The sequence below is a fragment of the Rhizobium sp. LjRoot258 genome, from assembly GCF_964254185.1.
In the GTDB taxonomy this organism is placed as follows: domain Bacteria; phylum Pseudomonadota; class Alphaproteobacteria; order Rhizobiales; family Rhizobiaceae; genus Rhizobium.
In genome coordinates, this window is sequence record NZ_CAXUST020000001.1 from 1,550,799 (window position 1) to 1,572,289 (window position 21,491).

A 21,491-nucleotide genomic window follows, 5' to 3' on the forward strand; every position below is an offset into this window, starting at 1 on the left:
TGCCAGTCATTGCAGCATGCGTCGGCATCTGTAGAGTGGCGCGGCGACGGGAACCTGATTCAATATAATGATGACGACAGCGGATTACATTGCACTGGTGTTCTTTGCGGCGATCTGGTTTTGCTACGCGCGCCTGCTGCAAAGCTCGAGTTTCTTCGGCAGGACCAGCCTCACTCATGCCATGCGGGAGCGCCGGCGCGAGTGGATCTACAATTCGTTGCGGCGCGATTTGAAGATGATCGATACCCAGATCATGGCCGGCTTGCAGAACGGCACCGCATTCTTCGCCTCGACGTCGATCTTCGCCATAGGCAGTTGCTTTGCGCTGCTGGGCGCAACGGAGAAGGTTGACGCCGTCTTTGCCGATCTGCCTTTCGTCTTTCATAGCGGGCATGCCGTCTTCGAAATGAAGGTCGGCGGCCTTGCAGCGCTTTTCGGATATGCCTTTTTTAAGTTCGGGTGGTCGTATCGGCTCTTCAACTACTGCACCATCCTTTTCGGCTCGATCCCGATGATGCGTGACACCGAACAGGATGTGATTGCCGCAGAGCGGGCGGCGGAACGTGTCATCCGCATGAACATCATTGCGGCGGGTCATTTCAATGAAGGGCTGCGCGCCATCTTCCTCTCGATCGGCTACCTCGGTTGGTTCATCAATCCCTATGTCTTCATTCTGACGACGACGATCGTCATCGTCGTCCTGACGAGGCGGCAGTTCTTCTCTGAGGCGCGGCTGGCGATCATGGACGCCCATCCGCCATCAAATCTCCACCTTTCTCCTATTCCCCGCGCCAAGCCGTCGACCGATGGCAACGACTCATCCGAGGGATTGTGAATGACGGCGACGGCGACGGAAACATACGCGAGCGTCAAGCCGCCTCGCATCGGCTTGCTGGATACGGCGCGCGGTGTCGCTCTGCTGGCGATGGCGACCTATCATTTCACTTGGGATATGGAGTTCATGGGCTACCTTGCCCCAGGCACTGCTGAAACCGGCTGGCTGAAGCTCTATGCCCGCGCGATCGCATCGACATTCCTGTTTATCGTCGGAATCAGTCTGGTCCTCGCCAACAAGCCAGAGATTCGCTGGCAATCGTTCTGGAAACGGTTTGCGATGATCGCCGCGGCGGCCCTTGCGATCTCTGTGGTGACGCGCTTCGTCTTCCCTGGCGAATGGATTTTCTTCGGTATTCTGCATTGCATCGCTGTCCTCAGCCTGCTTGGCCTTGTCTTCCTGCGCCTGCCGTTGCCTGTGACCATCGCCGCGACCGCCGCTGTGACCGCCGCATGGGTTGTGGATACCTGGGTTGCGCCGAATCTGCTGCGCTCGCCGATCTTCAATCCGCGTTACCTCGCCTGGATCGGCCTAGCGGAAATGCCGCAACGATCGAACGACTACGTTCCAATCTTCCCCTGGGCGGCGCCTTTCCTGCTTGGCATGACGGCGACCCTGCTTGCCATGAGGACGCGGCTGCTCGAGAGGCTTGCAGCGCTTGGTACGGGCTCAAGCCTGCCGGCGAAAGCCGGGCGGCACAGCCTCGCCTTCTACCTGATTCACCAGCCGGTGCTGATCGCTATTGCCTACGGGCTGTCCGTGGTCGTTCCACCCGCGAAACCGGATCCCGTCGAAAGCTACCTGAAGCAATGCAATGCTTCGTGCATGATGCAGGAAGGCGAAGCGCTATGCCGCAGCTTCTGCCAATGCACGCTCGACAAGCTCCAGACGGAAAATCTCTTCACGGAATTCCAGTCTGGCGCCCTCAAGCCGGATGACGGGCGGATCATGGCGCTGGCGAGCGAGTGCAACGCCGACGCGCAATAATCAGGTGCCGACACCGATGTCGGCCAGACGACCGAGGCATGCCTCTTCGATGTTGTCGAGTTCGGTCAAAGTGTCGTCGATATCCTTGCGCTTCTGGCGCAGGTCCTCGCGCTTCTCATCGACGCGCTTCATCAGGAGCTTCAACTGGCCCAATTCGCCCGGAGGTTCCTTATAAACCTGGATGATCTCGCGGATTTCTGCGATCGTGAAGCCGATCCGCCGGCCACGCAGGATTTCCTGGATCAGCCGACGATCCGCGGGACGGAACAGCCGCGTGCGTCCACGCCGCTCGGGATGGATCAGTCCTTCGTCTTCGTAGAACCTGAGCGTACGCGTCGATACTCCAAACTCGCGCGTCAATTCGGTTATGCTATAGTATTTGCTGACCGGCATGGGTTCCCCACCATTGAAGGAGCCGATAATATTGACTTTTACGTAATAGTCAATTTCTGCAGGGAAATTCGAGCCGGCTAAATTCCGAACCACCATGTGGCGATACCGAGAAAGGCAAAGAAGCCCGTGCAATCGGTCACGGTGGTGACGAAAACAGACGACGCAATGGCGGGGTCCGCGCCAACCTTATCCAGCAGCAATGGCAGCAGAATTCCCGCAAGCGCGGCCGCAAAGAGGTTGATGATCATTGCCGAGCCGATCACGAAGCCCAGCTGATAATTGTGGAACCATGTTGCGGCAATCATGCCCATGATGACCGAGAAGAGTAGGCCGTTGGCAATACCGACCCCTGCCTCTCTGCGGATGATACGCCCGGCGTTGTAGATGTCGATGTCGCCCGTTGCCAACGCGCGGACAGTGACCGTCATCGTCTGTGTCCCCGCGTTGCCGCCCATGGACGCCACGATCGGCATCAGCACCGCGAGCGCGATCATCTTCTCGATCGATTCGTCGAATAGTCCAATGACGCTTGCAGACAGCAAAGCCGTTCCGAGATTGATCACCAGCCAGAGAAAGCGCGAGCGCACGGTCGAGAAGACATTGTCGGACAGCTCTTCGTCGCCGACGCCACCCAGGCGCTTGATGTCCTCGTCGGCTTCCTCGTGAATAACGTCGACGACATCATCGATCGTGAGCACGCCCACCAGCCTGTCGTTCTCGTCGACGACGGCGGCGGAGAGAAGGTCGTACTGCTCGAAAAGCTGAGCGGCCTCTTCCTGGTCCATCTCTGCGGGGATCGGATGGTTCGTCTCCCGCATGATGGATTCGATCTTGCTCTGCCGCTTTGTGCGCAGGATCTTGTCCAGATCGACGGCGCCTAGCAGCTTGAATGTCGGGTCGATGACGAAGATCTGCGAGAAGGAATATGGCAGGTCTTCCTCGTCGCGCATGTAGTCAATTGTCTGGCCGACCGTCCAGAACGGTGGCACCGCGACGAATTCCGTCTGCATGCGGCGTCCCGCCGAGCTTTCGGGATAATCGAGCGCACGCCGCAATCGCACGCGTTCGGTAAACGGAAGCTGCGCAAGGATCTCCTCGCGGTCCTCGCTGTCGAGATCCTCAAGGATGTAAACAGCGTCGTCCGAATCGAGTTCGCCGATTGCCGCGGCAATCTGCTCGTTCGGCAGCTGGTCGACGATCTCGCGGCGAATCGTTTCGTCGACCTCGGTCAGCGCCGTCATGTCGAATTCGTCGCCCATCAGGCGAACGAGCGCTAGGCGTTGGTCTGGCTGCAGCGACTCGAGAAGGTCGCCTATTTCGGATTCGTGCAGGCGGGCGACGTGCTGGCGCAGGAAAATCGTATCGCGATCGGCGATGGCTGCGCCCACCAGCGCGAGGAAATCGCCTCGGACGTTGCCGTTTTCGTCATAGATGTCGGCATCGCCGCTGTCTGACCGCGGGCGGACGAGCTCTTCTGCGTCGTTCGTCATGATTTGCCGCCCTCGCATCTCGTTTGAAGTTCAACGACTAAGCGCCGAAACATGTAGCTTCGTGCTAGCTGAAACCTCAAAGCCCGTCCAGCCGCAAACGCCTCGCGTGGATGACAATGCGCGTGCGCGGCGATAGTTTCCGCGCATCTGAAATCAGGAGCCTTGCCAGTGGCTGTTCGCCCCATATTGCGCTTCCCCGACGTTGGCCTCAGAACCGTCTGCGAGCCCGTCGACGTCTTTGACAAGAGGCTACGAGAACTCGCGGATGATTTGCTGGAGACGATGCGGGCCGCTCCCGGCGTCGGCATCACCGCCGCTCACATCGGCGTCTTCCTTCGCGTCGTCGTGATAGAGCTCAGCCGTGACGAAGGCGCACGCCATTACGTCAATCCGGAGATCATGTTTGCGTCCGACGAAACGGCTCGCCATGTCGAAGGAAGCGTCTCCATGCCCGGAGTGACCGACGAGGTCGTGAGGCCGAAGGCAATCCGGTTTCGATACAGTGATCTGAATGGCGTCGAGCACGAGGAAGAAGCGGAGGGCTTCCTCGCAGTCTGCATCCAGCACGAGATCGATCAGCTCGACGGTGTCTTTTGGATGCAGCGCCTGTCCAGGCTTAAGCGCGAGCGCCTGGTCAAACGCTGGGAGAAGTTGCGCGACTAACCATGGCTTGGAGCCTACGGAAACACCCAGTTTAGGCCATCAATGTCACGTATTTCGATTGTGGAAATGTTCCCACCACCCGCCTTGCGAACAGGGGGCAATGTTCCATCACAAACCTGTCAAATCCGGTCGCGGATGTGTGATTTCATTTGATAAAGCGGCAGTGCTTGCGTGATTTTTCGCCCACATTCTTGCCGCAATTCGAGCGCGAAGTCACTCTTGCCGAGGGTTTGGTATCGTTGTCATTGCAACGAAGAATTGAGGATATTTCCCATGCGCTTCAAATTTGCTGCCGCTGCTTCCGTTCTCGCCCTCGGCCTTGCAAGTGCGGCCTTCGCCCAACCGCAGTACTCGAATGACTACACTAACGACAGTGACGGGTTTTCGCCGGTCCAGATGGTACCGAAGAAGCCGGTTCACTATGCCAACCGCAAGGCACCGGAATACTCGTCCGACTACACGAATGACAGCGATGGATTCGCGCCGGCCCGGATGTCGTCGCCCGTCGACAGGACGACCACGGCCAGCATCAAGCCCCTGCCCGACTGCGACTACATGAAGACGAACTCCAAGGTGCATACGGCCGGCGGGGACAGCGGAGCTTCACATTCGGACGCTTGCCGCGACGTCGGCGATAAATAGCAATCGATTGCTGAGGGCCGGTCACCCGGCCCTTTTGCCTCGCGAGGTTTTGCGTCAACTGTCGCGGACGGTCTCGCCGAAGACCGATTCGAATGCCTGCCGAAGGAGAATATCGACATCAGCCATCATGACAGGCAGGCCGAGGTCGACCAGGCTTGTCACCCCGTAAGCCGAAATCCCGCACGGAATGATCCCGCTGAAGTGATCGAGATCCGGTTCGACGTTCAGCGACAGCCCGTGAAATGTCACCCATTTCCGCAGCCGGATACCCAGTGCTGCAATCTTGTCTTCAGCCATCGTGCCGTCGGGTAAAGCCGCTTTGTCCGGCCTGCGCACCCAGACGCCAACACGGTCCTCACGCCGTTCGCCGCGGATGTTCATCGAATCAAGCGTGCGAATGACCACCTCTTCGAGCGCGGCTACAAAGGCGCGCACGTCCTGGCGTCTGCGCTTCAGGTCCAGCATCACATAAGCGACGCGCTGGCCCGGCCCGTGATAGGTATATTCGCCGCCGCGTCCCGTCGCGAAGACTGGGAAGCGATCGGGTTGCACCAGATCCTTGGCATCGGCGCTGGTTCCAGCCGTATAGAGAGGCGGATGTTCCACGAGCCAGACGAGCTCGTCGCCGCCGTCGGCAATTGCCGCGACCTGGCGCTCCATGTTTTCCACGGCCTCCTCATAGGGCACGAAGCCATCGGCGATACGCCATCGGACCGGCCGCGAGCCTTCACGGGGCAACATTGAGAATTCAAGATCTGTGCGTAGCATGGCCATTCCTTGTCGCTGCTGCTCGGGAGACAGCAACGCGAAGGCGTATATGGCCCTGTTTCACGGGCTATTCAAATGCTGTGATTTGTTTTGAAAAAATCTGTCACATCGCCCTTGTGTACCCCAAACGCTTTTGCTACATGCTGCCCCGCCGGCACAAATCGGCACCTACCACGATGCGGTCGTGGCGGAATTGGTAGACGCGCAGCGTTGAGGTCGCTGTGGGGCAACCCGTGGAAGTTCGAGTCTTCTCGACCGCACCATCTCACTTCTAATAGTGAGACAATCCAAATAGTTATTGGTTTTCAGCGCCTTGTCGTCGCCCTATCGCTACAAAGGGTGCTACAAAATGGTTGCTATGACTTCTCGGACGCGCGCCAAGAATGGCGACTGGTTTGCCCGCAAGGGAATCCCCGCTGACATTAGGCAAGCTTACAAGCTGGCCCATGGCGTGTCCCGAGAGGAACGCTTCCGTAGGCCCTCCTCCCTAAGTCAGAATGCCGCCAAGGCTGAGCTGCGAGACTGGGACGCGACTATCTCCCAACGAATCGATTCCCTCAGGGCTTCAGTAGCCAACGAGAGCGTTCACCTCACCCCTCGGCAGATCGGCGCCCTAAGCGGCACATGGTATGGATGGTTCATCGCTCAGCACGATGACGACCCCGGCAAACCTGAGGACTGGGACTCCCGCATGGACAGCCTCGAGAGTGTCTATGATCGATTCGATGCAAGCCCCGTTCGAGATGAGAACGAGGCCCTGCCCCGACTGTCCGTCGCCATGTCACGGCTAAGCTGGCTGAGCTTGGAAAGGTCGAAACTTTCTTAGCTGAGGAACACCTGTCTCTGGATGGTGATAGCCGAAGCGCTCTCATGGACGCACTTGAGGTGGAGCTACCGGCAGCGTTCGGTTTGCTTCGTCGTCGTGCCGGCGGCGACTATTCTCCTGACCTCGCGTGGCTCGATTTGCGGCAAGCCCGTCTCTGGCGAATGGTGCGGTAAAGCCTGCGGGCATGGATACATGGCAGGCGTTTGAAGGTTGGGTGAAGGAGCGGCAGCCCGCACCGGCCACAGTAGGCAGATGGCGCAGCGTCTTCCTCGAACTCAACGCGTACCTTGAGAAGCGAGACGTGGCGTTCATTTCCGATGGGCAGGCTATCGCGTGGAAAGACACGCTGGTTACCGAGAGCAGGTCAGCCCGTGTCGTCAACGAGGTCTGGGTACGCGCGGCGGTTACCGTCTTTAACTGGCTGGTCAGCAATAAGAAGATCAAGACCAATCCCTTCGACGGCGTCAAAGTGGCGACTACGAAGAAGATCAAGAAGCGTGAGCGGGCATTCGAGCGGGACGAATGGAAGGCAATCCTCCAGGCATCGCTAGCAGCACCCCCAGAACGCCTTAAGCGTGAGAAGGCTGCCGCTCGTCGATGGGTGCCGTGGCTGTGCGCCTACACCGGTTCTAGGCCCGGGGAGATGACGCAGCTCAGCGGTTCCAGCGTTCGGCAGCAGGACGGCATATGGGTCATCGACATCACCCCAGATGATCGAACGGTCAAAGGCGCTTAATTCCGCAAAGCACCAATCCAGAACACCTAATCGAACTGGGCTTTCTCGACTTTGTGAAGGCGGTTGGAACTGGTCCGTTGTTCTACGATCCCAGTGACAAGCGGGCCGCCAGCGCTGACCCCACTAAGCCAGTACGCCCCCCGTATGTGATCGCTCGTCAAAAGCTCGCGGAATGGGTACGTGGTTCGGTCGGTGTCACTGACCCAGACATCAGCCCTAACCACGCATGGCGTCACACGTTCAAGCGGCAGGCAGCGAGAGCCGGAATGGAGCGGCGCTTCCGGTTCGCTTTCTGTGGCCACGAGAGTGGTGAAGTAGGTGACATCTAGGAGACGCCCACGCTTGAAGACATGGCTGAGGAGCTGAAGAAGTTCCCCCGCTACAGTCTGGACTGACGACACAAATTTCCGTCGACGTGTCGTCGCTGCAGCGCGTCCAGGGTGGGCAAGTCATCTTCTTTTGAGACTTCCTTGGTTCCTGTGATCACCAGCTAACGAGCGTTGTGATCAGTCAGAACATCCAAATGGGTAAGCGAACGCTGTCTTTTCAACGTCCAGGAATCGTGATCAAATCCACTTATTGGTGTGGGGGATAATCTGGACTTTGGTTTGATCTTCAGATCGTCTGGCCCTGGGTACTACCCATAGCGACGACTGCCGTTGACGTCCTTACCGACGACTTCCCGGATGATGGTCAGGGTTTCCCTGGCGGCTTCCCTGGGTGGCAGGGCCGTATCCGCGACATTGCTCACGAGCTTGGTGATGTCGTGGTCGATATCCTTCTCAGCCCATCGCTTGCCCTTGGCGACCGTGATGTAGACCGAGTAGGCGTGGTGGGTGGTTCCGGGCCGTTCGCCGATGATGTGGAGAATACCTCTGAAGCTATTGGGATCCGCGTTTGCGAAGAGGACTTCGCCGATCCTGTAGCCTGCCCGGACCCTTCCGCTGGTGACCATGATGTTCTTGTCGCTCATGGTGACGTCCGCCTCGGCAAGCAGCCTGCGCATTTCGTCGAGATACGGCTGAAGATGTCCGTCGTCCATGATGGCCTTTGCGTTCAGTCCGTCGGAGATGACTATCTGACCTTGAGGGATGTCCTTCCCCCAGGAATCCCTAAGGCGCTCAACATCCCTGATGGATTCCGGGCTCAGCATCTCACCCGTGACAGGGTGGGCGATATAGTCGTTGCGATCTTTCGACAGGGTGCGCACCGGAACGACGCCCGGCACCGCAGAGATGAACTCCGGGGTGAGCTCGGCCCAGAGGGAGACTTTCGCGTCGTCGTACAGTCCCTTGACCTTGACGGCGAGCGGTGGATTGAGATCCCAAATCTCTGTTCCATGACCGGTTGCCATGTCGACGCCGCGGTCGTCGATCTCCCGCATCGTTTGCCTGCCTTCCGCATAGACTTCGTCCATGGACCTAGTGTCCCCCTTGGCGAGGCGATACTGGAAATACACCCACAGAGGGTCGCCGAAGTGGGCGGTGTAGGCATCGTCGTTCCCGACAACGCCGATCCGTTTGTAGAAGTCCCACATGGCGTCATTGACCTTGAAGCCGAACTTCTTGCGCAGCCGGACGTGATCCTGAAACGAAGTGGTGAGGTAGCTCAGCATCGGGTCGTTCTTTGTCGGCAAGGCGATTAGATAGGCGGGGTTGGCCGGCATAATCCGCTCCTGGCACCAGTCGAGGTCCTCGAGGCTGACGGCCATGTGCAGGGTCGTGCAGACGTCCAGACCGATGGTAAGCCCGTGAAGCTTGCCCATGACCAAGTCCTCGAGACAGCATCTCACCAGTTGCTCGCGGCTCTTGAAGACCTCGGGGCCGATGAAGCCGGCGACGTCGTTGACATGAAGCCACGCCCCCTTGGGCTGCACCTTCGCCAACTCGAATCCTACAGCCCTGCTGAAGCCGTACTTCCTCGACTCGAGGATCATCATGTCGACGCCGTTGGCCGCACCGTTGGTGAATTCCGAACCCTGCCCGGTTTCGAAGTAGAGTCCATATCTTTCGCCATTCTTCGAACGGGCATACTTCATGATTTTGTCGATCGTGATGTCGAAGATCTTGTTGCAGTCGTCCGTTCCCGCGAGGCTCTGGAACATCGTGGCGACCGTCTTTGGGAAACTGTCGCTGACCTCCGCCTGCACGTCGATGTGTGCGAGCACGCACCACGGGATCACATCCTGTAGCTTGAACGTATCGACGACGTCTTTGAGCGTGCGTTCGACAATGGCGACGCTCGCCACGGTGCTGTCTACGGGGTTGGTGCCGATGACAATGTCGCCGGTCGCATAGGAGAACGCGTCGAAGACCTGGAACAAGATATCGTCGGGGTGGTCCGTTGGAGAATTGGGCTGGATTCGCGCGCCCATATACCCCTTCGCCCCTAACCTGGTTCCGGGCATCACGTTGAAGATCTTCCCACTTATCGAGACGAGCTCCGCATCGCTCATCAGTTTCGGGACGCAGCCGATCGTGTCGCTGGTCAGGCCGTTCATGATCCCCTTGATCCTGTCCTCCGGTTCTGCGAGGAGAAATTCCTTCAACTGGCCCATCGTCCAGTCCTTGACCTGTGCCTGTGCGTACTGGGCTTGATCCGTGCTCTGCCAGATCAGTTGTTGCAGATCGTCGTGGAACAGCGGTCTTCGGTAGAGGTCGCCGATCTTCGTGTTTGCGAGGAGGGCGCGGGCGTTGCTTCGCGTCGCCTCGTTGTCGGCCCCCACACCGATCGCCTGATCTCCTTCCTTGAATTCGTTGGCAGCGCCGATCACCTGCTGGTAGGTCGTCTGATCAAAGCTGCCTTTGACCCTCTCGATGTAGGCAAAGACGTCCTCGTCCTGTCTGACCTCGTCGATCGTGAAGGTACCCGCGGTCGTCGCGGCCCCGGCGATACTATGATAGTTCGCGAGCGTGGCGGCGGCCCCCGCCGCCAGCAGGAGATTTCGACGGGATAGGCCGCCGGTGCGATCAGAGAACGGGCCCGTGTTCATGACGACTTCCTTTCTGATTACCGGGCGACGCTCGTCGCGTCTGTCAGCCAAGCGCTGCCGCGTACTGCGGTGATTGCTCGATGTCACATTCCGCCGAACGCCTGTTGGCGCAGTCTCCTACATCCTCAACACTATTCGACCATCGATCTTGCCCGCTTCCATGCGATGGAAAATGTCGTTGATGTCCTCGAGCTTCTCCCACGAGAAGTGCGGCGTCACCTTCCCTTCCGCCGCAAACTGCAGCGATTCCTCCAGGTCCTGGCGCGTGCCGACGATCGATCCCCGGACGGTGATGCGCTTCAGGACGGTTTCGAACACGGGCAGCGAGATCATGCCCGGAGGCAGGCCGACGAGCGCCATAGTGCCGCGCGATCGCAGGAAGCCGAAGGCCTGCTCCATGGCCGCAGGGGACACGGCGGTCACCAGAGCTCCGTGGACGCCGCCCGTGGCCTTCTGCACCTGCTCGACGGCGTCCTTGTCCTTGCCGTTGACCGTGACGTCAGCGCCTAGCTGCTTTGCCAGTGCCAACTTTTCGTCGAAAATGTCCGCGGCGACGACGTGCATGCCCATCGCCTTCGCGTATTGGACGGCCATGTGGCCGAGGCCACCCACGCCCGAGATGGCGACCCATTCGCCAGGACGGACTTCCGTTTCCTTCAATCCTTTGTAGACGGTCACGCCAGCGCACAGGACCGGAGCGGCGGGGCCGAAGTCTAAGCCATTCGGGAGATTGCCGACGAAATCGGGATCGGCGAGCCCGTATCCGGCAAACGTTCCATCCACCGAGTATCCGGTGTTTGACTGCGACGCACAGAGGGTTTCCCAACCGGTCCGGCAATGCGGGCAGTAGCCGCACGCGCTGTGGAGCCATGGCACGCCGACACGGTCGCCCTCCTTCACTCTCTTCACACCGCCGCCAACTGCTGCAACAAATCCGACGCCCTCGTGTCCCGGAACGAACGGAGGGTTCGGTTTCACGGGCCAATCGCCGTTGGCCGCGTGCAGATCGGTATGACAGACACCTGTCGCTTCATATTTGACAAGTATCTGCCCTGGGCGAGGAGTCGGCACAGCCATCTCCTCGATAACCAGAGGTGTCCGGAACTGTCGAACGACAGCCGCCTTCATCGCCTGCGCCATGAGTTGCCTCCAACTGCCAACACTCGAAGATGCGTTGCGAAATTCGATTGGATTGAAGATGCGTAGTAGTCCTGGAAGATGCGCGGGAGAGTCGAAGTGCCGCGCCTTGAACCGGGCAAAGAAAGCCGTAGGTAACGCCCCGATTTCAGAACAAAAGTATACCTGATTTATGCCAATCAACAACCATGAAGCGTCGTCCGCCCGCAACTATGCTGGTTCTTGCCACTCCGCAGCAATCGGAGCATCTTGGCGAGGGATGCAAACTCGGATCCGGTACAGATCCCGTGACGAGCGGTCGCCGTGGTTGTCCAAGAAACTTGCTCCGCTACATTCCGTCGGCAGGGTTGCTCGATTTTTTTCTCAGTTCATCGGCAGAGTATCGCAAGCCCCCAAGCATCCATGCTGATTCCGTTTGCGTCTCTGCTGCAGCCTGCGCGCTAGCAGGCGATCGGTGGAACCATGGAACGGAAATACGCGCACCAGGGCCCCTGGAACGAATGCGTATTGTTCGGACAGCAGGAGAAGGCCAATTGGAATTCATAGGCACCTCGAAGCGCGCCCGTGGCCCCCGAGGCGTGCCAAGACGGAAGGGACATGATTTGAACGAACGGGGGACAAAGGGACGATGTTGCAAGAACCATATCGCCTTGGACGATAGTTTTCGGCGCGATCTTTTCTCACGGGAAGCAGCAACAAGGCGCCGAAGTCCGCTGCGCGGCAGACGGCGCCCACGCAGGTTTCGATCGTCGCGGTCAGGCTCGGGACAATCCCCGTCGTCAGCGAGCTTCCGGCCGCATAGTGCCGACGATGATGACGGACGTCCGGTCACGGGTAACGGGGATCGTGCTGAAGCGGATCTTCCAGCAGGGTTCAAACGTGGAGCAAGGAGACGTTCTCTACCAGATGGATCCCGCGCCGTTCAGGGCCAAGGTCCTTTCAGCCGAGGCGATACTGGATTCGGCCGGGGCGGCTCAGAAGCTCGCCTCGCAGAAGGCTGACGGCCAGCTCCAGCTCCAGCGTGGCAACGTCACCACGCAGCAGGACACAGAGAGCGCGGCCGCCGTGCTGGAGCTGGTCCAAGGTATTCAATGGAGTGGGTTGCAATCTTTTCTCTGTCGCCATACACATTTTTGCACACGTGCTCAATTTTGTCATTCGGCCGTTACGTTGCCCCCCTAAAGCGGCACTCGTTCGCTTTTCACGGAGCTTGCGAAGCGGTCATCATCAGGTGATGGCCCGCCAAGAGGCTCACGCCGCTCTTCTAGGGAGACGAAGAAATGACTATTCTGCCGACATTGAAGTGCATGACGATTGCGGCCGCCATCCTGGCCTCGACGAGCGCCCTGTCCTTTGCCAAGGATGTCACCATCACCGTCTGGGCCGGCGGCACCGGGCCCAACGACGTCTATCGCCTCGACGCAATCGATATCGCCGCCCAGCAGCTTCAGCGTGAAGCTGCAATCAAGGGCGAAGACCTCAAGATCAAGGTCGAGAAGAAGGCCTATAGCGGTTGGGAGGACTTCAAGCAGGCGATGACGCTTGCCGCCGAGGCCAAGACCGCTCCGAATATCGTCGTTACCGGCCACGAGGACATCGGCCCATGGGCGCAGTCGGGCCTGATCGTGCCGATCGAGGACTACGTCGATCTCGACTCCTGGCCGCTCAACGACATCTATGAGAACCTCCTGGATATCGCCTCCTTCAATGGCACGGTCTACGGGATTCCGCAGGATGCCGAATCCCGACCAATGTTCTTCTGGAAGCCCTACATGAAGGCCATCGGCTACAGCGATGCCGATCTCGACGCGCTGCCGAAGAAGGTTCAGGACGGCGGCTACACGATGAAGAACGTGCTCGAAGACGCCAAAAAGATGCAGGACAAGGGCCTCGTCCAGGCGGGTTACGGGTTCTATCCGCGCAACTCCAACGGCCCTGATTACTGGCAGTTCTACACCAGCTTCGGCGGCACGATGGAAGAAGACGGCAAACTCGTCTTCGACAAGGCGGCGATGCAGCGCACCTACCAGTTCTTCGCCGATGCCGTGAAGGATGGCGTTACCAAGAAGAACCATATCGGCATGCCCGGCGACCAGTGGTGGAAGGAAGTGGCCTCCGGCAAGGCCGGCATCTGGCACGGCGGTACATGGCACTATGCTCGCTACGTGAACCAGGAAGGCCTGAAGGACTTCTTCGGCAACGTCGTATTCACGCTGATCCCGGCCGGTGACGGCGGCAAGGCCAATACGCTGACGCATCCGCTCGTCTACCTCCTGACCTCCGGTCACGACAAGGATTCGACCGACGTCGCCGCTCAGTTGATCAAGATCGCTTCAGAGCCGCGGATCAATGTGCTGCATGCGGTCAAGTCTGCGCACCTCGGCATTTCGAAAGCCGAAACCGAGATAGAGCTCTATTCCTCCGATCGCTGGACGCGTGAAGCCACCGAGCGTCTATTGCCCTACGCCGACGCGATGCCCAACAACGCCGATTTTGGCACTTACTGGAACATCATGTGGAAGGGCCTCGAAGCATCCTGGACAGGCGCCAAGACCCCAGATGCCGCCGTCAACGACGTCGAAAGCGAGCTGAAGAGCACGCTCGGCGACAAGATCGTCATCCGCTAAGCACAGGCAACGTCCGGGCGGGCCAGTCCGCCCGGATACTTTGCGGAGACTTTCGATGAGAACGTCCAGAACGCTCGGATTGGTGATGATTGCGCCTGCAGCGGTGATGATCGTGCTGTTTTTCCTGATGCCGGTCGTCCTGACGGCCGTCTTCTCCTTCACGAACATGACGACGGCCACGGGCATTTCGGGCGGCGCCTTTCAGATCGCGCCGAATGCGCTTGATGCGCTTAGGCGCGAAATGCCGGATGTCGCGCAACAACTGACCGAGCCGCGCTACGCGATCGACGAGGAAGGCATCAAGAGCGTTGAAGGCCTCGGGCTTGATCCCGGCATACCCCGGGAACTGCGCGAGAAGCATCTCGGCGAGGTCTTCCAATCGCGGCGCGACGCTGAGCGCATGATTAAGGATCTCCAGGACCGGCCCTCGACCCGAGATGTCAAGCAGATTTCCGAACAGTTCAACCGCTCCGCGGCAAACCTGCGTTTTGCGAGCAAGGACGACCTGTTCGCCTCTCTCGACAAGTTCGGCTTCAAGCTGACGGCGGGGCAGAAGGAGGGCCTGGCAAAGGCAACCTATACCGGCTGGAACTGGACGAGGGAGAACTTCTCGCGCATCGCCTCCTCTCCGGATATGGCGCAGATACTCCTCAACACGCTTCTCTACGTCGCCCTTGTGCTCGTGTTGTTCAACACGACCTACGCGATGGCGCTCGCGATCTGGACGCACTACATGCCGGACATGCAGGCGACGATCTTCCGGTCAATCTGGCTCCTACCCCGCATCACGCCTGTCGTCATCTACGTACTGATGTGGAAGTGGCTGGCATGGGATACCGGCTTCATTTCGGTGCTGATGGGCAAGTTCGGCTTCCCGCCGAAGAACTATCTTCTCGATAGCGCCTACCACGCCTGGTTCTTCGTGGTGCTGATCAACGGCTTCATCGGCGCCTCCATGGGCATGCTGGTCTTTTCATCCGCGCTGCGGGGGATTCCCAAGAGCCAGTTCTTTGCAAGCGAGGTGGATGGTGCCAGCCGCTGGCAACAAATCCGCTACATCATCCTGCCGCAGATGCGCTGGCCCATCCTCTTCGTCACCTGCTACCAGACGCTGTCGCTGCTCGCCTCCTTCAACGAAATCCTGCTTTCGACGCGCGGCGGCCCCGGCAAGGCGACCGAAGTCTGGTCGCTTGCCGCCTATCACACGGCGCTCAACAACTACGCCGGCAACCTGGAATACGGGCTTGGCGCAGCAATGGCGCTGGTCCTCGTGGTCATCGGCATCATTCTGTCGCTCGCCTATCTGCGCGTCTTCAACTACGCCACGCTGGTTGCGCGGCCGCTCATCGAGGACTGATCCATGGCGGAAAAATCGCAACCCTCTGCAAACTACCGCACCTGGCCGGTTATCCTGGCGCTGGCGATCGTCAGTCTGCCGCTGGTGCTGATGTATGGCTATCTCTTCATCGACACGATCACCGACAAGCAGCCCGCGTCGCTCATTCCGGATTCGATCACATTTCGCCACTGGTCGTTCCTCTGGCAGACGCCGCCCGCCAGGCCCAACATCTGGCTGGTGACGCTAAACACGCTGATCTTTACGGCAAGCACCACGGCTGTCGTGCTGCTTGTCTCGTCGATGGCGGGCTACGTGCTCTCGCGGCTGAACGTCCCCGCCCGCGGTTTCTTCCTCGCCGGTGTCATGGTGTTGCACGCCTTCCCGTCGGTGACGCTCATCATTGCGATCTTTATCGTGCTGCAGATGGTCGGGCTCTACAATTCTCTCATCGGCGTCATCCTGGTGAAGGCAGCCATAGATCTGCCGCTCGGCATCTGGCTGATGAAGGGCTTCTACGACGCTGTCCCCTGGGAGATCGAAATGGCCGGCGTCGTCGACGGTGCTTCGCGGTTCCGTGTGTGGCGCAGTCTAGTGCTTCCACAGGTGCGTCCGGCGATCATGGCGCTAGCGCTCTTTTCGTTCCTGTCGGCCTGGGGCGAGTTTATCCTGCCGCAGGTGCTTGCCCCAGGCAGCCAGGTCCAGGTGCTGTCGGTCTATCTTTCTGGGCTAATCGCCGACGACAACAATTTCAACTTCGGCACTTTCAAGGCAGTCGGCGTGTTTTACGTGATCCCGGTCCTGCTGCTTTACGGATTCTTCCACAAATATCTCATGAACATCTATGGCGGCGGGAACAAGGGCTGATGCGTATCCTCCTCGACAACTTCTCGAAAAGCTTCGGCTCCACAAAGGTGATCGAGAACATGAATCTCGAAGTGGCGCATGGCGAGATGCTGGCGCTGCTCGGCCCTTCGGGCTGCGGCAAATCGACGACGCTTTTCGCGGTGTGCGGCATCCATCGCCCGACCGGGGGCCGCATTATTTTCGGCGACCGCGACGTGACCGATCTTCCGAGCCAGGCGCGCAATGTCGGCGTGGTTTTCCAGTCGTACGCACTCTACCCGCACATGACGGTGGCCGAAAACATCGGCTTTCCGTTGAAGGTCAAGGGAACGGCCTCCGCTGATATCCGAAAGGAAGTGGACAGCATCGCTGGCCTCGTACAAATCGGCAATCTGATGGGCCGCCGCCCTTCCGAGCTTTCCGGCGGCCAGCAGCAGCGCGTGGCGCTCGCCCGCGCGCTCATCCGCAAGCCCGACGTCCTGCTTCTCGATGAGCCACTCGCTAACCTCGACGCGAAGCTCCGGCTGGAGATGCGCTCGGAAATCCGCCGTATCCAACGCGAGACAGGCATCACGGCGATCCTTGTTACACACGACCAAGTGGAAGCGATGAGCATGTGCGACCGGATCGCTATCATGAAAGAAGGCGAGATCGTCCAGATAGCAACACCGGCCGAGATGTACAACGATCCGCGCACTGCCTTCGTCGCCGGTTTCCTCGGCAACCCGCCAATCACATTCCTACACGGGGTGGCGTCGAACGGCGCCTTCTCCGTTCCCGGCAGCCAGATCGAAGTTCCGTTGCCGGCCTCGGTAAACGCCGGCGAAGGTACAAAGCTGATGCTCGGCGTGCGGCCGGAACACTATAGTCCGACAGGCGACGTCCATGTGACCGGAACCATAAACTTCGCCGAAACCCAGGGCCGCGAAAATCTCTATGACGTGCGGCTGGCAGGTGGCCCGCTGTTGCGGTCTATCCAGCCGGTGCGCCAAGACATCGCGGTCGGCGACGAGGTGACGTGGGCTATCGATAGTCGCAACGTGCTGGTCTTCGATGAAAGCGGAAGGAGGCTCTGATGCGGCGCGATTTCTCGATCTTCCTCGAGCGCTACCACTGGCCGACAGACAAGGGCCAAATCCCCTTCTGCATCGGACACCGCGGCGCCAGCGGGCGTGTGCGCGAGAACACGCTTGCCGCCTTCCGCCTGGCGGCCGAGCTTGGAGCCGAGATGTGGGAACTCGATACGCAGATCACGAAAGATGGCGTTGTCGTCGTCTCTCATGACGACCACCTCGAGCGCGTCTTCGGTGTGAACCGCCGCATCTCGGAAATAGCTGCGGCCGAACTTGCGGCATTGGACGTGGAGGTGCCGACCTTCGAAGCTGTCGCAGCTCTCGCGCGTGAGACCGGAACAGGCCTCTATATCGAGCTGAAGGCGCCGGGAAGTGGTCTACGCTGCTGGCATCACCTTAGGGAACACGACCAGCGTTTCGCCTGCCTCGGTTCATTCGACACAGCACAAGTCCGCGAGCTTCGCGAGGCGGGCTGCGATTATCCGCTTTCGGTTCTTGTCCGCGTCGGCGACGATCCGCATGCCAAGGGTGACGAGGCGCGTGCGGATATCTTGCATCTCTGCTGGGAACGCGCCAGCGATCAGCCGCAGGATCTCGTCACCCCGGCGCTGACAGACCGTGCGTTTGCCGAAGGCCGCGAAATCGTCCTTTGGCACGAGGAAAGGCGGTTGGTCCTGGATGATATAATGAAGCTGCCGGTTCTCGGTATCTGCACAGATTTGCCGGACATGATGCGAACGGTGGAGAGTTCGGAAAGTGTCAAACAGGGATAAGCCACAGCGCAGAGCGACCTCCTTCGATGTGGCGCGCGTGGCAGGCGTTTCACGCGCGGCGGTTTCGCGCGCTTTTTCTCCTGATGCAAGTGTTTCGCCGAAGACGCGCGAAAAGATCTACCAGGCCGCCAAGGAGCTTGGCTACCGCGTCAACTATGTTGCGCGCAGCTTGACGAACCAACGTTCCGATCTGGTGGGCCTCGTCGTTGCCGGTCTAGACAATCCGTTTCGAAGTCTCCAGATCGAACATTTGGCACGGGCGCTCCTTCTACGCAACTTTCGGCCGATCCTGTTGCCGACGTCAAAGGAAGCCGACACTTCAGCCGTGATCGGCCAGCTTCTTCACTACCCAGTTTCGGGGGTTATTGTGACGTCGGACGCCCCTCCGACGGAAATCTGCGAACAGTGCGCCGCAGAGGGCGTGCCAATCGTCTTGATCAACAAGGGCGACGATATTCCCTTCGTCGACCGTATCATTTCCGATGACCGCACCGCAGGCCATCTGGCCGCCGACCACCTGATCGACGTTGGTTGTAGGAGATTGGCAGTCATGGCGGCTTCGAGCGTGTCCTACACGGCCCGCCGGCGCAGCGATGCGTTTCTATCACGCAGCCGTCAACGAGGTGTCGAAGCGCAGCTCATTACAGTTCGAGTGAATGACTATCGATGCGGCTTCGATGCGGCTCCCGAGCTCGGCGCCTTGTCGGCGGACGGGGTCTTCTGCGCGAATGACTACATGGCCTGTGGTGTGATCGACAGGCTATCGCCAAATCGCGGCAGCCCTGATGTGCCTCCTATTCGCATTGTCGGCCATGATGATATTCCGCAGGCGCAATGGGATGCCTATGGACTCACGACGATCCTGCAGCCCTGCGGCCTGCAGGCAGAGCAGACTGTCGAAATGCTGGTCAGCCGGATGGCGAATTCCGATATGACGGCGCGTGTCGAGTTCACCCCCGTCGAGTTGATTAAAAGAAAGACTTCCTGATGAGCTCTAAATTCCATCCAGCTACGCTTGAAGCCCGCGGTGCCGCAGCGATAGAAATCGCTCGCCGCGTGGGTCGTGAGGCTGCCCGTTTTCGCGCAGAAATGGGGTCGCGATTGAATGTGGAGAACAAAGGTCTCCAGGACTTTGTAACGATTGCGGATCGCAATGCCGAGCAGACGATCTACAAGGAACTGCTTTCGCTGTTTCCGCAGGATACGTTCGTCGGAGAAGAAACTGGCGGGAAGGCTGGCGCGGCTGGAGCCTGGGTAGTCGACCCTATCGACGGCACCACCAACTATATCCGCGGATTCAGTCATTGGGGCGTCTCGATCGCCTTTTGTTTCGAAGGCCGGGTGGAGCTAGGTGTCGTGTATGACGCCGCCAAGGACTCGGTCGTGTCGGCAATCCGTGGCAGGGGTGCATTTCGTGAAGGCGTCTCATTGCAGGCCGCTTCGACCGTCGATCCAACCAATGCGATCTGTGTCCTCGGGCACTCTCGCAAGACAAGCTTCGACGAGCATCTCGTCCTTCTAAACCGTCTGCACGAACGAGGCATGGACTATCGCCGCATGGGCGCCGCCGCAATCGACCTCGTGCGCGTCGCCGAGGGAGCATCAGACCTCTTCTACGAACAGCATCTGAACGCATGGGACATGCTGGCAGGCGCTCTGATCGCCTCAGAGGCGGGAGCGATTGTGGCCATGCCGACGTTGACACAGCTTCTGTCGGAAGGCGGACCTGTCGTGGCCTACTCCCCGGGGCTTGCCCCGGAGTTCGAATTCATTCTTGAGATCGGGGGCCTGAAATCAGTTTAGGGCTGACTGACTCGTTCAGTGAATGCGCCCTCGGTCGCTATGGCTTCGTCCGTTGTCATCTGATCAGGCTTGAGGGCCATCAGAACTGAAAATTCCGCCACTCCTCGTCAGTGAACGTCGTCCGGTTCGGCCATGGTGAAGGTCCAGCTACGAGACGACATTCTGGCGTTCAAGGACCGGACCTTCCTTCGGGCAGATCTCTGCCGCATCATCCTTCATTCACGTGGGATCATTGAAACCCCGTTCACGCACCACATTCTCTTCACAAGAAATCGAGGTGACTGCGGTCGGATCCTGCGCGTAAGAATACGGCTGCCTAAAACCTTCATGTGATGAAAAGGAATTGGTCATGCTCACCCCCAGAGCTCACTCCGCCGTCTGCTTCGTCTTCGCCACCACGCTAGCCACTTCTGTGTCCGCGCAGATGCCCCCGCAGCAGCCAGATGCAAAAGCGTTCAAGCTCGGCTCATTCGACATTGTGGCCTTGCATGACGCTCAGTTTGTTAGACCGAACGACAGCAAGATATTCGGCGTTGGCCACAGCCCTGAAGACGTCGGAGAAGTGTTGAAGGCGGCTGGTGCGCCCACGGATACCGTGACGCTCAGCGTCGACGCGCTGCTGGTCAAGGGGCCGAAGCGGCTGATCCTCATCGACACCGGCGTGGGCGGTGCGCTTCAACAGTCTCTCGCTCAGGCTGGCTATAAGCCGGAGGACGTCACGGACGTGCTGATCACGCATTCGCATCCCGATCACATCGGCGGCCTCGTCAAGGACGGCAAGCTTGCTTTTCCCAAGGCCACCATCCGCATGTCGTCGCCCGAGTGGGCGTTCGCCAAGAAGAACGACCAGCTCGCAGATATCGTCAAGACAATCGACGGCCACGTGAAGACCTTCAAGCCGGGCGCCAATGTCGCCTCCGGCATTACCTCGGTCGGATTGAAAGGGCATACGCCCGGCCATGTCGGCTACCAGATCGTATCCGGCAAAGAGAAGCTGTTCGACATCGGCGACACCGTCCACAGCTCGATCATTTCGCTTGCCAAACCGGGATGGCCGGTCAGCTTTGACAACGACGTGGCCGGCGGTGAAAGGAACCGGATCGATACTTTGAAGAAGCTCGCGCAAACGAACGAGCTCATCTTCGCCCCACACTTTCCGTTCCCAGGCGTCGGCCATATCCAGTCCGACGGCGACCACTTCAAATGGGAGCCGACCCTGACCTCGGGGCAGTGACAAGCACCGGGCGCGGCGCGCTTGCCGTCGCCGCGTCCTCTGCCACATCGATCAAAGGAATCCCTTTGCGGCCATTTGTGCCCTCGCCTCGTCGCTCTTCTCCGGCGAAACGCCGAGGGCGTCGAAGTGCCGGCTCGTGTCGGGAGGTCGCGACCTGTCCCGGCTCAGTGCGAGGAACTGGTCGCCCATATCGATGAACGCCATATCCTTGTCTCCAGAGTCGTCCCTATGTGTTCCCCGCAGTTCGAACGAGAAGACCTTGTCATGGAAGCGGAGCGCTTCGTCGATATTTCCAACTTCAAGGGCAAATGTGGTTGACACCAACGGCTC

At 59.3% G+C, this 21,491-nt stretch carries 20 protein-coding genes and 1 tRNA gene; 15 read left to right on the forward strand and 6 right to left on the reverse strand.

Annotated features, from left to right (window positions below; all coding sequences use genetic code 11):
* Positions 1–70 precede the first annotated feature (70 nt).
* Together ACSQ9D_RS07830 and ACSQ9D_RS07835 are read left to right on the forward strand one after the other, a co-directional pair.
* Positions 71–835, forward strand: coding sequence for a DUF599 domain-containing protein (locus tag ACSQ9D_RS07830; RefSeq protein WP_072376404.1), 765 nt, complete (start codon positions 71–73; stop codon positions 833–835).
* Entirely contained in the window at positions 836–1,822 is a 987-nt protein-coding gene (locus tag ACSQ9D_RS07835; RefSeq protein WP_436281762.1) for a heparan-alpha-glucosaminide N-acetyltransferase, read from the forward strand. It begins immediately after the preceding gene.
* Here the strand turns inward: ACSQ9D_RS07835 and ACSQ9D_RS07840 are convergent, their stop codons facing one another.
* Both ACSQ9D_RS07840 and mgtE read right to left on the reverse strand, forming a co-directional pair.
* A complete protein-coding gene (locus tag ACSQ9D_RS07840; protein ID WP_007793852.1) occupies positions 1,823–2,215 on the reverse strand; it encodes a MerR family transcriptional regulator in 393 nt (130 codons plus the stop codon).
* Positions 2,216–2,292: 77 nt separating this feature from the next.
* Positions 2,293–3,705 (reverse strand): magnesium transporter, encoded by a 1,413-nt coding sequence (mgtE, locus tag ACSQ9D_RS07845; protein ID WP_037122051.1) that lies wholly within the window; start codon positions 3,703–3,705, stop codon positions 2,293–2,295.
* A 168-nt stretch (positions 3,706–3,873) separates the two neighbouring features.
* Between mgtE and ACSQ9D_RS07850 the strand changes: the two genes are divergently transcribed.
* The gene (locus ACSQ9D_RS07850; protein WP_436281763.1) at positions 3,874–4,368 is read left to right on the forward strand and encodes a peptide deformylase; all 495 of its coding nucleotides are present in this window, start codon (positions 3,874–3,876) and stop codon (positions 4,366–4,368) included.
* A gap of 273 nt (positions 4,369–4,641) precedes the next feature.
* Complete coding sequence (locus ACSQ9D_RS07855; protein ID WP_436281764.1) at positions 4,642–5,010, forward strand: hypothetical protein; 369 nt, start codon at positions 4,642–4,644, stop codon at positions 5,008–5,010.
* Positions 5,011–5,064: 54 nt separating this feature from the next.
* Here the strand turns inward: ACSQ9D_RS07855 and lipB are convergent, their stop codons facing one another.
* Positions 5,065–5,784, reverse strand: a complete 720-nt coding sequence (gene lipB / locus ACSQ9D_RS07860; RefSeq protein WP_436281765.1) for a lipoyl(octanoyl) transferase LipB — start codon at positions 5,782–5,784, stop codon at positions 5,065–5,067.
* Between the two features lie 172 nt (positions 5,785–5,956).
* On the opposite strand from lipB, the gene ACSQ9D_RS07865 reads away from it, so the two are divergent.
* Positions 5,957–6,041, forward strand: a tRNA-Leu gene (locus tag ACSQ9D_RS07865).
* Between the two features lie 747 nt (positions 6,042–6,788).
* Positions 6,789–7,340: a hypothetical protein gene (locus ACSQ9D_RS07870; protein WP_436281766.1), complete on the forward strand. Its 552-nt coding sequence runs from the start codon at positions 6,789–6,791 to the stop codon at positions 7,338–7,340.
* A 637-nt stretch (positions 7,341–7,977) separates the two neighbouring features.
* On the opposite strand, the gene eutB is transcribed toward ACSQ9D_RS07870, so the two are convergent.
* On the reverse strand, positions 7,978–10,332 hold the full coding sequence (gene eutB, locus ACSQ9D_RS07875) for an ethanolamine ammonia-lyase subunit EutB (RefSeq protein WP_436281767.1): 2,355 nt from the start codon (positions 10,330–10,332) through the stop codon (positions 7,978–7,980).
* A 117-nt stretch (positions 10,333–10,449) separates the two neighbouring features.
* Positions 10,450–11,472, reverse strand: coding sequence for an alcohol dehydrogenase AdhP (adhP, locus tag ACSQ9D_RS07880; protein WP_436281768.1), 1,023 nt, complete (start codon positions 11,470–11,472; stop codon positions 10,450–10,452).
* Positions 11,473–12,279: 807 nt separating this feature from the next.
* Here adhP and ACSQ9D_RS07885 point away from each other — a divergent pair.
* The 9 genes from ACSQ9D_RS07885 to ACSQ9D_RS07925 all read left to right on the forward strand — a co-directional run bounded on the left by ACSQ9D_RS07885 (position 12,280) and on the right by ACSQ9D_RS07925 (position 21,161).
* Complete coding sequence (locus tag ACSQ9D_RS07885) at positions 12,280–12,651, forward strand: hypothetical protein (RefSeq protein ID WP_436281769.1); 372 nt, start codon at positions 12,280–12,282, stop codon at positions 12,649–12,651.
* Between the two features lie 98 nt (positions 12,652–12,749).
* Positions 12,750–14,096: an extracellular solute-binding protein gene (locus tag ACSQ9D_RS07890; RefSeq protein ID WP_037122064.1), complete on the forward strand. Its 1,347-nt coding sequence runs from the start codon at positions 12,750–12,752 to the stop codon at positions 14,094–14,096.
* A 55-nt stretch (positions 14,097–14,151) separates the two neighbouring features.
* A complete protein-coding gene (locus ACSQ9D_RS07895) occupies positions 14,152–15,453 on the forward strand; it encodes an ABC transporter permease subunit (protein WP_436281770.1) in 1,302 nt (433 codons plus the stop codon).
* Between the two features lie 3 nt (positions 15,454–15,456).
* Entirely contained in the window at positions 15,457–16,299 is an 843-nt protein-coding gene (locus tag ACSQ9D_RS07900) for a carbohydrate ABC transporter permease (protein ID WP_037122068.1), read from the forward strand.
* Complete coding sequence (locus ACSQ9D_RS07905; RefSeq protein ID WP_436281771.1) at positions 16,299–17,354, forward strand: ABC transporter ATP-binding protein; 1,056 nt, start codon at positions 16,299–16,301, stop codon at positions 17,352–17,354. Before ACSQ9D_RS07900 ends, ACSQ9D_RS07905 begins: the two co-directional genes overlap by 1 nt.
* Positions 17,354–18,124, forward strand: coding sequence for a glycerophosphodiester phosphodiesterase (locus tag ACSQ9D_RS07910; RefSeq protein WP_436281772.1), 771 nt, complete (start codon positions 17,354–17,356; stop codon positions 18,122–18,124). Before ACSQ9D_RS07905 ends, ACSQ9D_RS07910 begins: the two co-directional genes overlap by 1 nt.
* Positions 18,108–19,112 (forward strand): LacI family DNA-binding transcriptional regulator, encoded by a 1,005-nt coding sequence (locus ACSQ9D_RS07915; protein WP_436281773.1) that lies wholly within the window; start codon positions 18,108–18,110, stop codon positions 19,110–19,112. The genes ACSQ9D_RS07910 and ACSQ9D_RS07915 overlap by 17 nt, the downstream gene beginning before the upstream one ends.
* Entirely contained in the window at positions 19,112–19,927 is an 816-nt protein-coding gene (locus tag ACSQ9D_RS07920) for an inositol monophosphatase family protein (RefSeq protein ID WP_436281774.1), read from the forward strand. The genes ACSQ9D_RS07915 and ACSQ9D_RS07920 overlap by 1 nt, the downstream gene beginning before the upstream one ends.
* 349 nt (positions 19,928–20,276) lie before the next feature.
* Positions 20,277–21,161 carry an MBL fold metallo-hydrolase gene (locus tag ACSQ9D_RS07925; protein ID WP_436281775.1) on the forward strand — a complete coding sequence of 295 codons (885 nt, stop codon included), beginning with the start codon at positions 20,277–20,279 and terminating at the stop codon, positions 21,159–21,161.
* 51 nt (positions 21,162–21,212) lie between these two features.
* Here the strand turns inward: ACSQ9D_RS07925 and ACSQ9D_RS07930 are convergent, their stop codons facing one another.
* On the reverse strand, positions 21,213–21,482 hold the full coding sequence (locus ACSQ9D_RS07930) for a hypothetical protein (RefSeq protein ID WP_436281776.1): 270 nt from the start codon (positions 21,480–21,482) through the stop codon (positions 21,213–21,215).
* Positions 21,483–21,491: the final 9 nt, after the last annotated feature.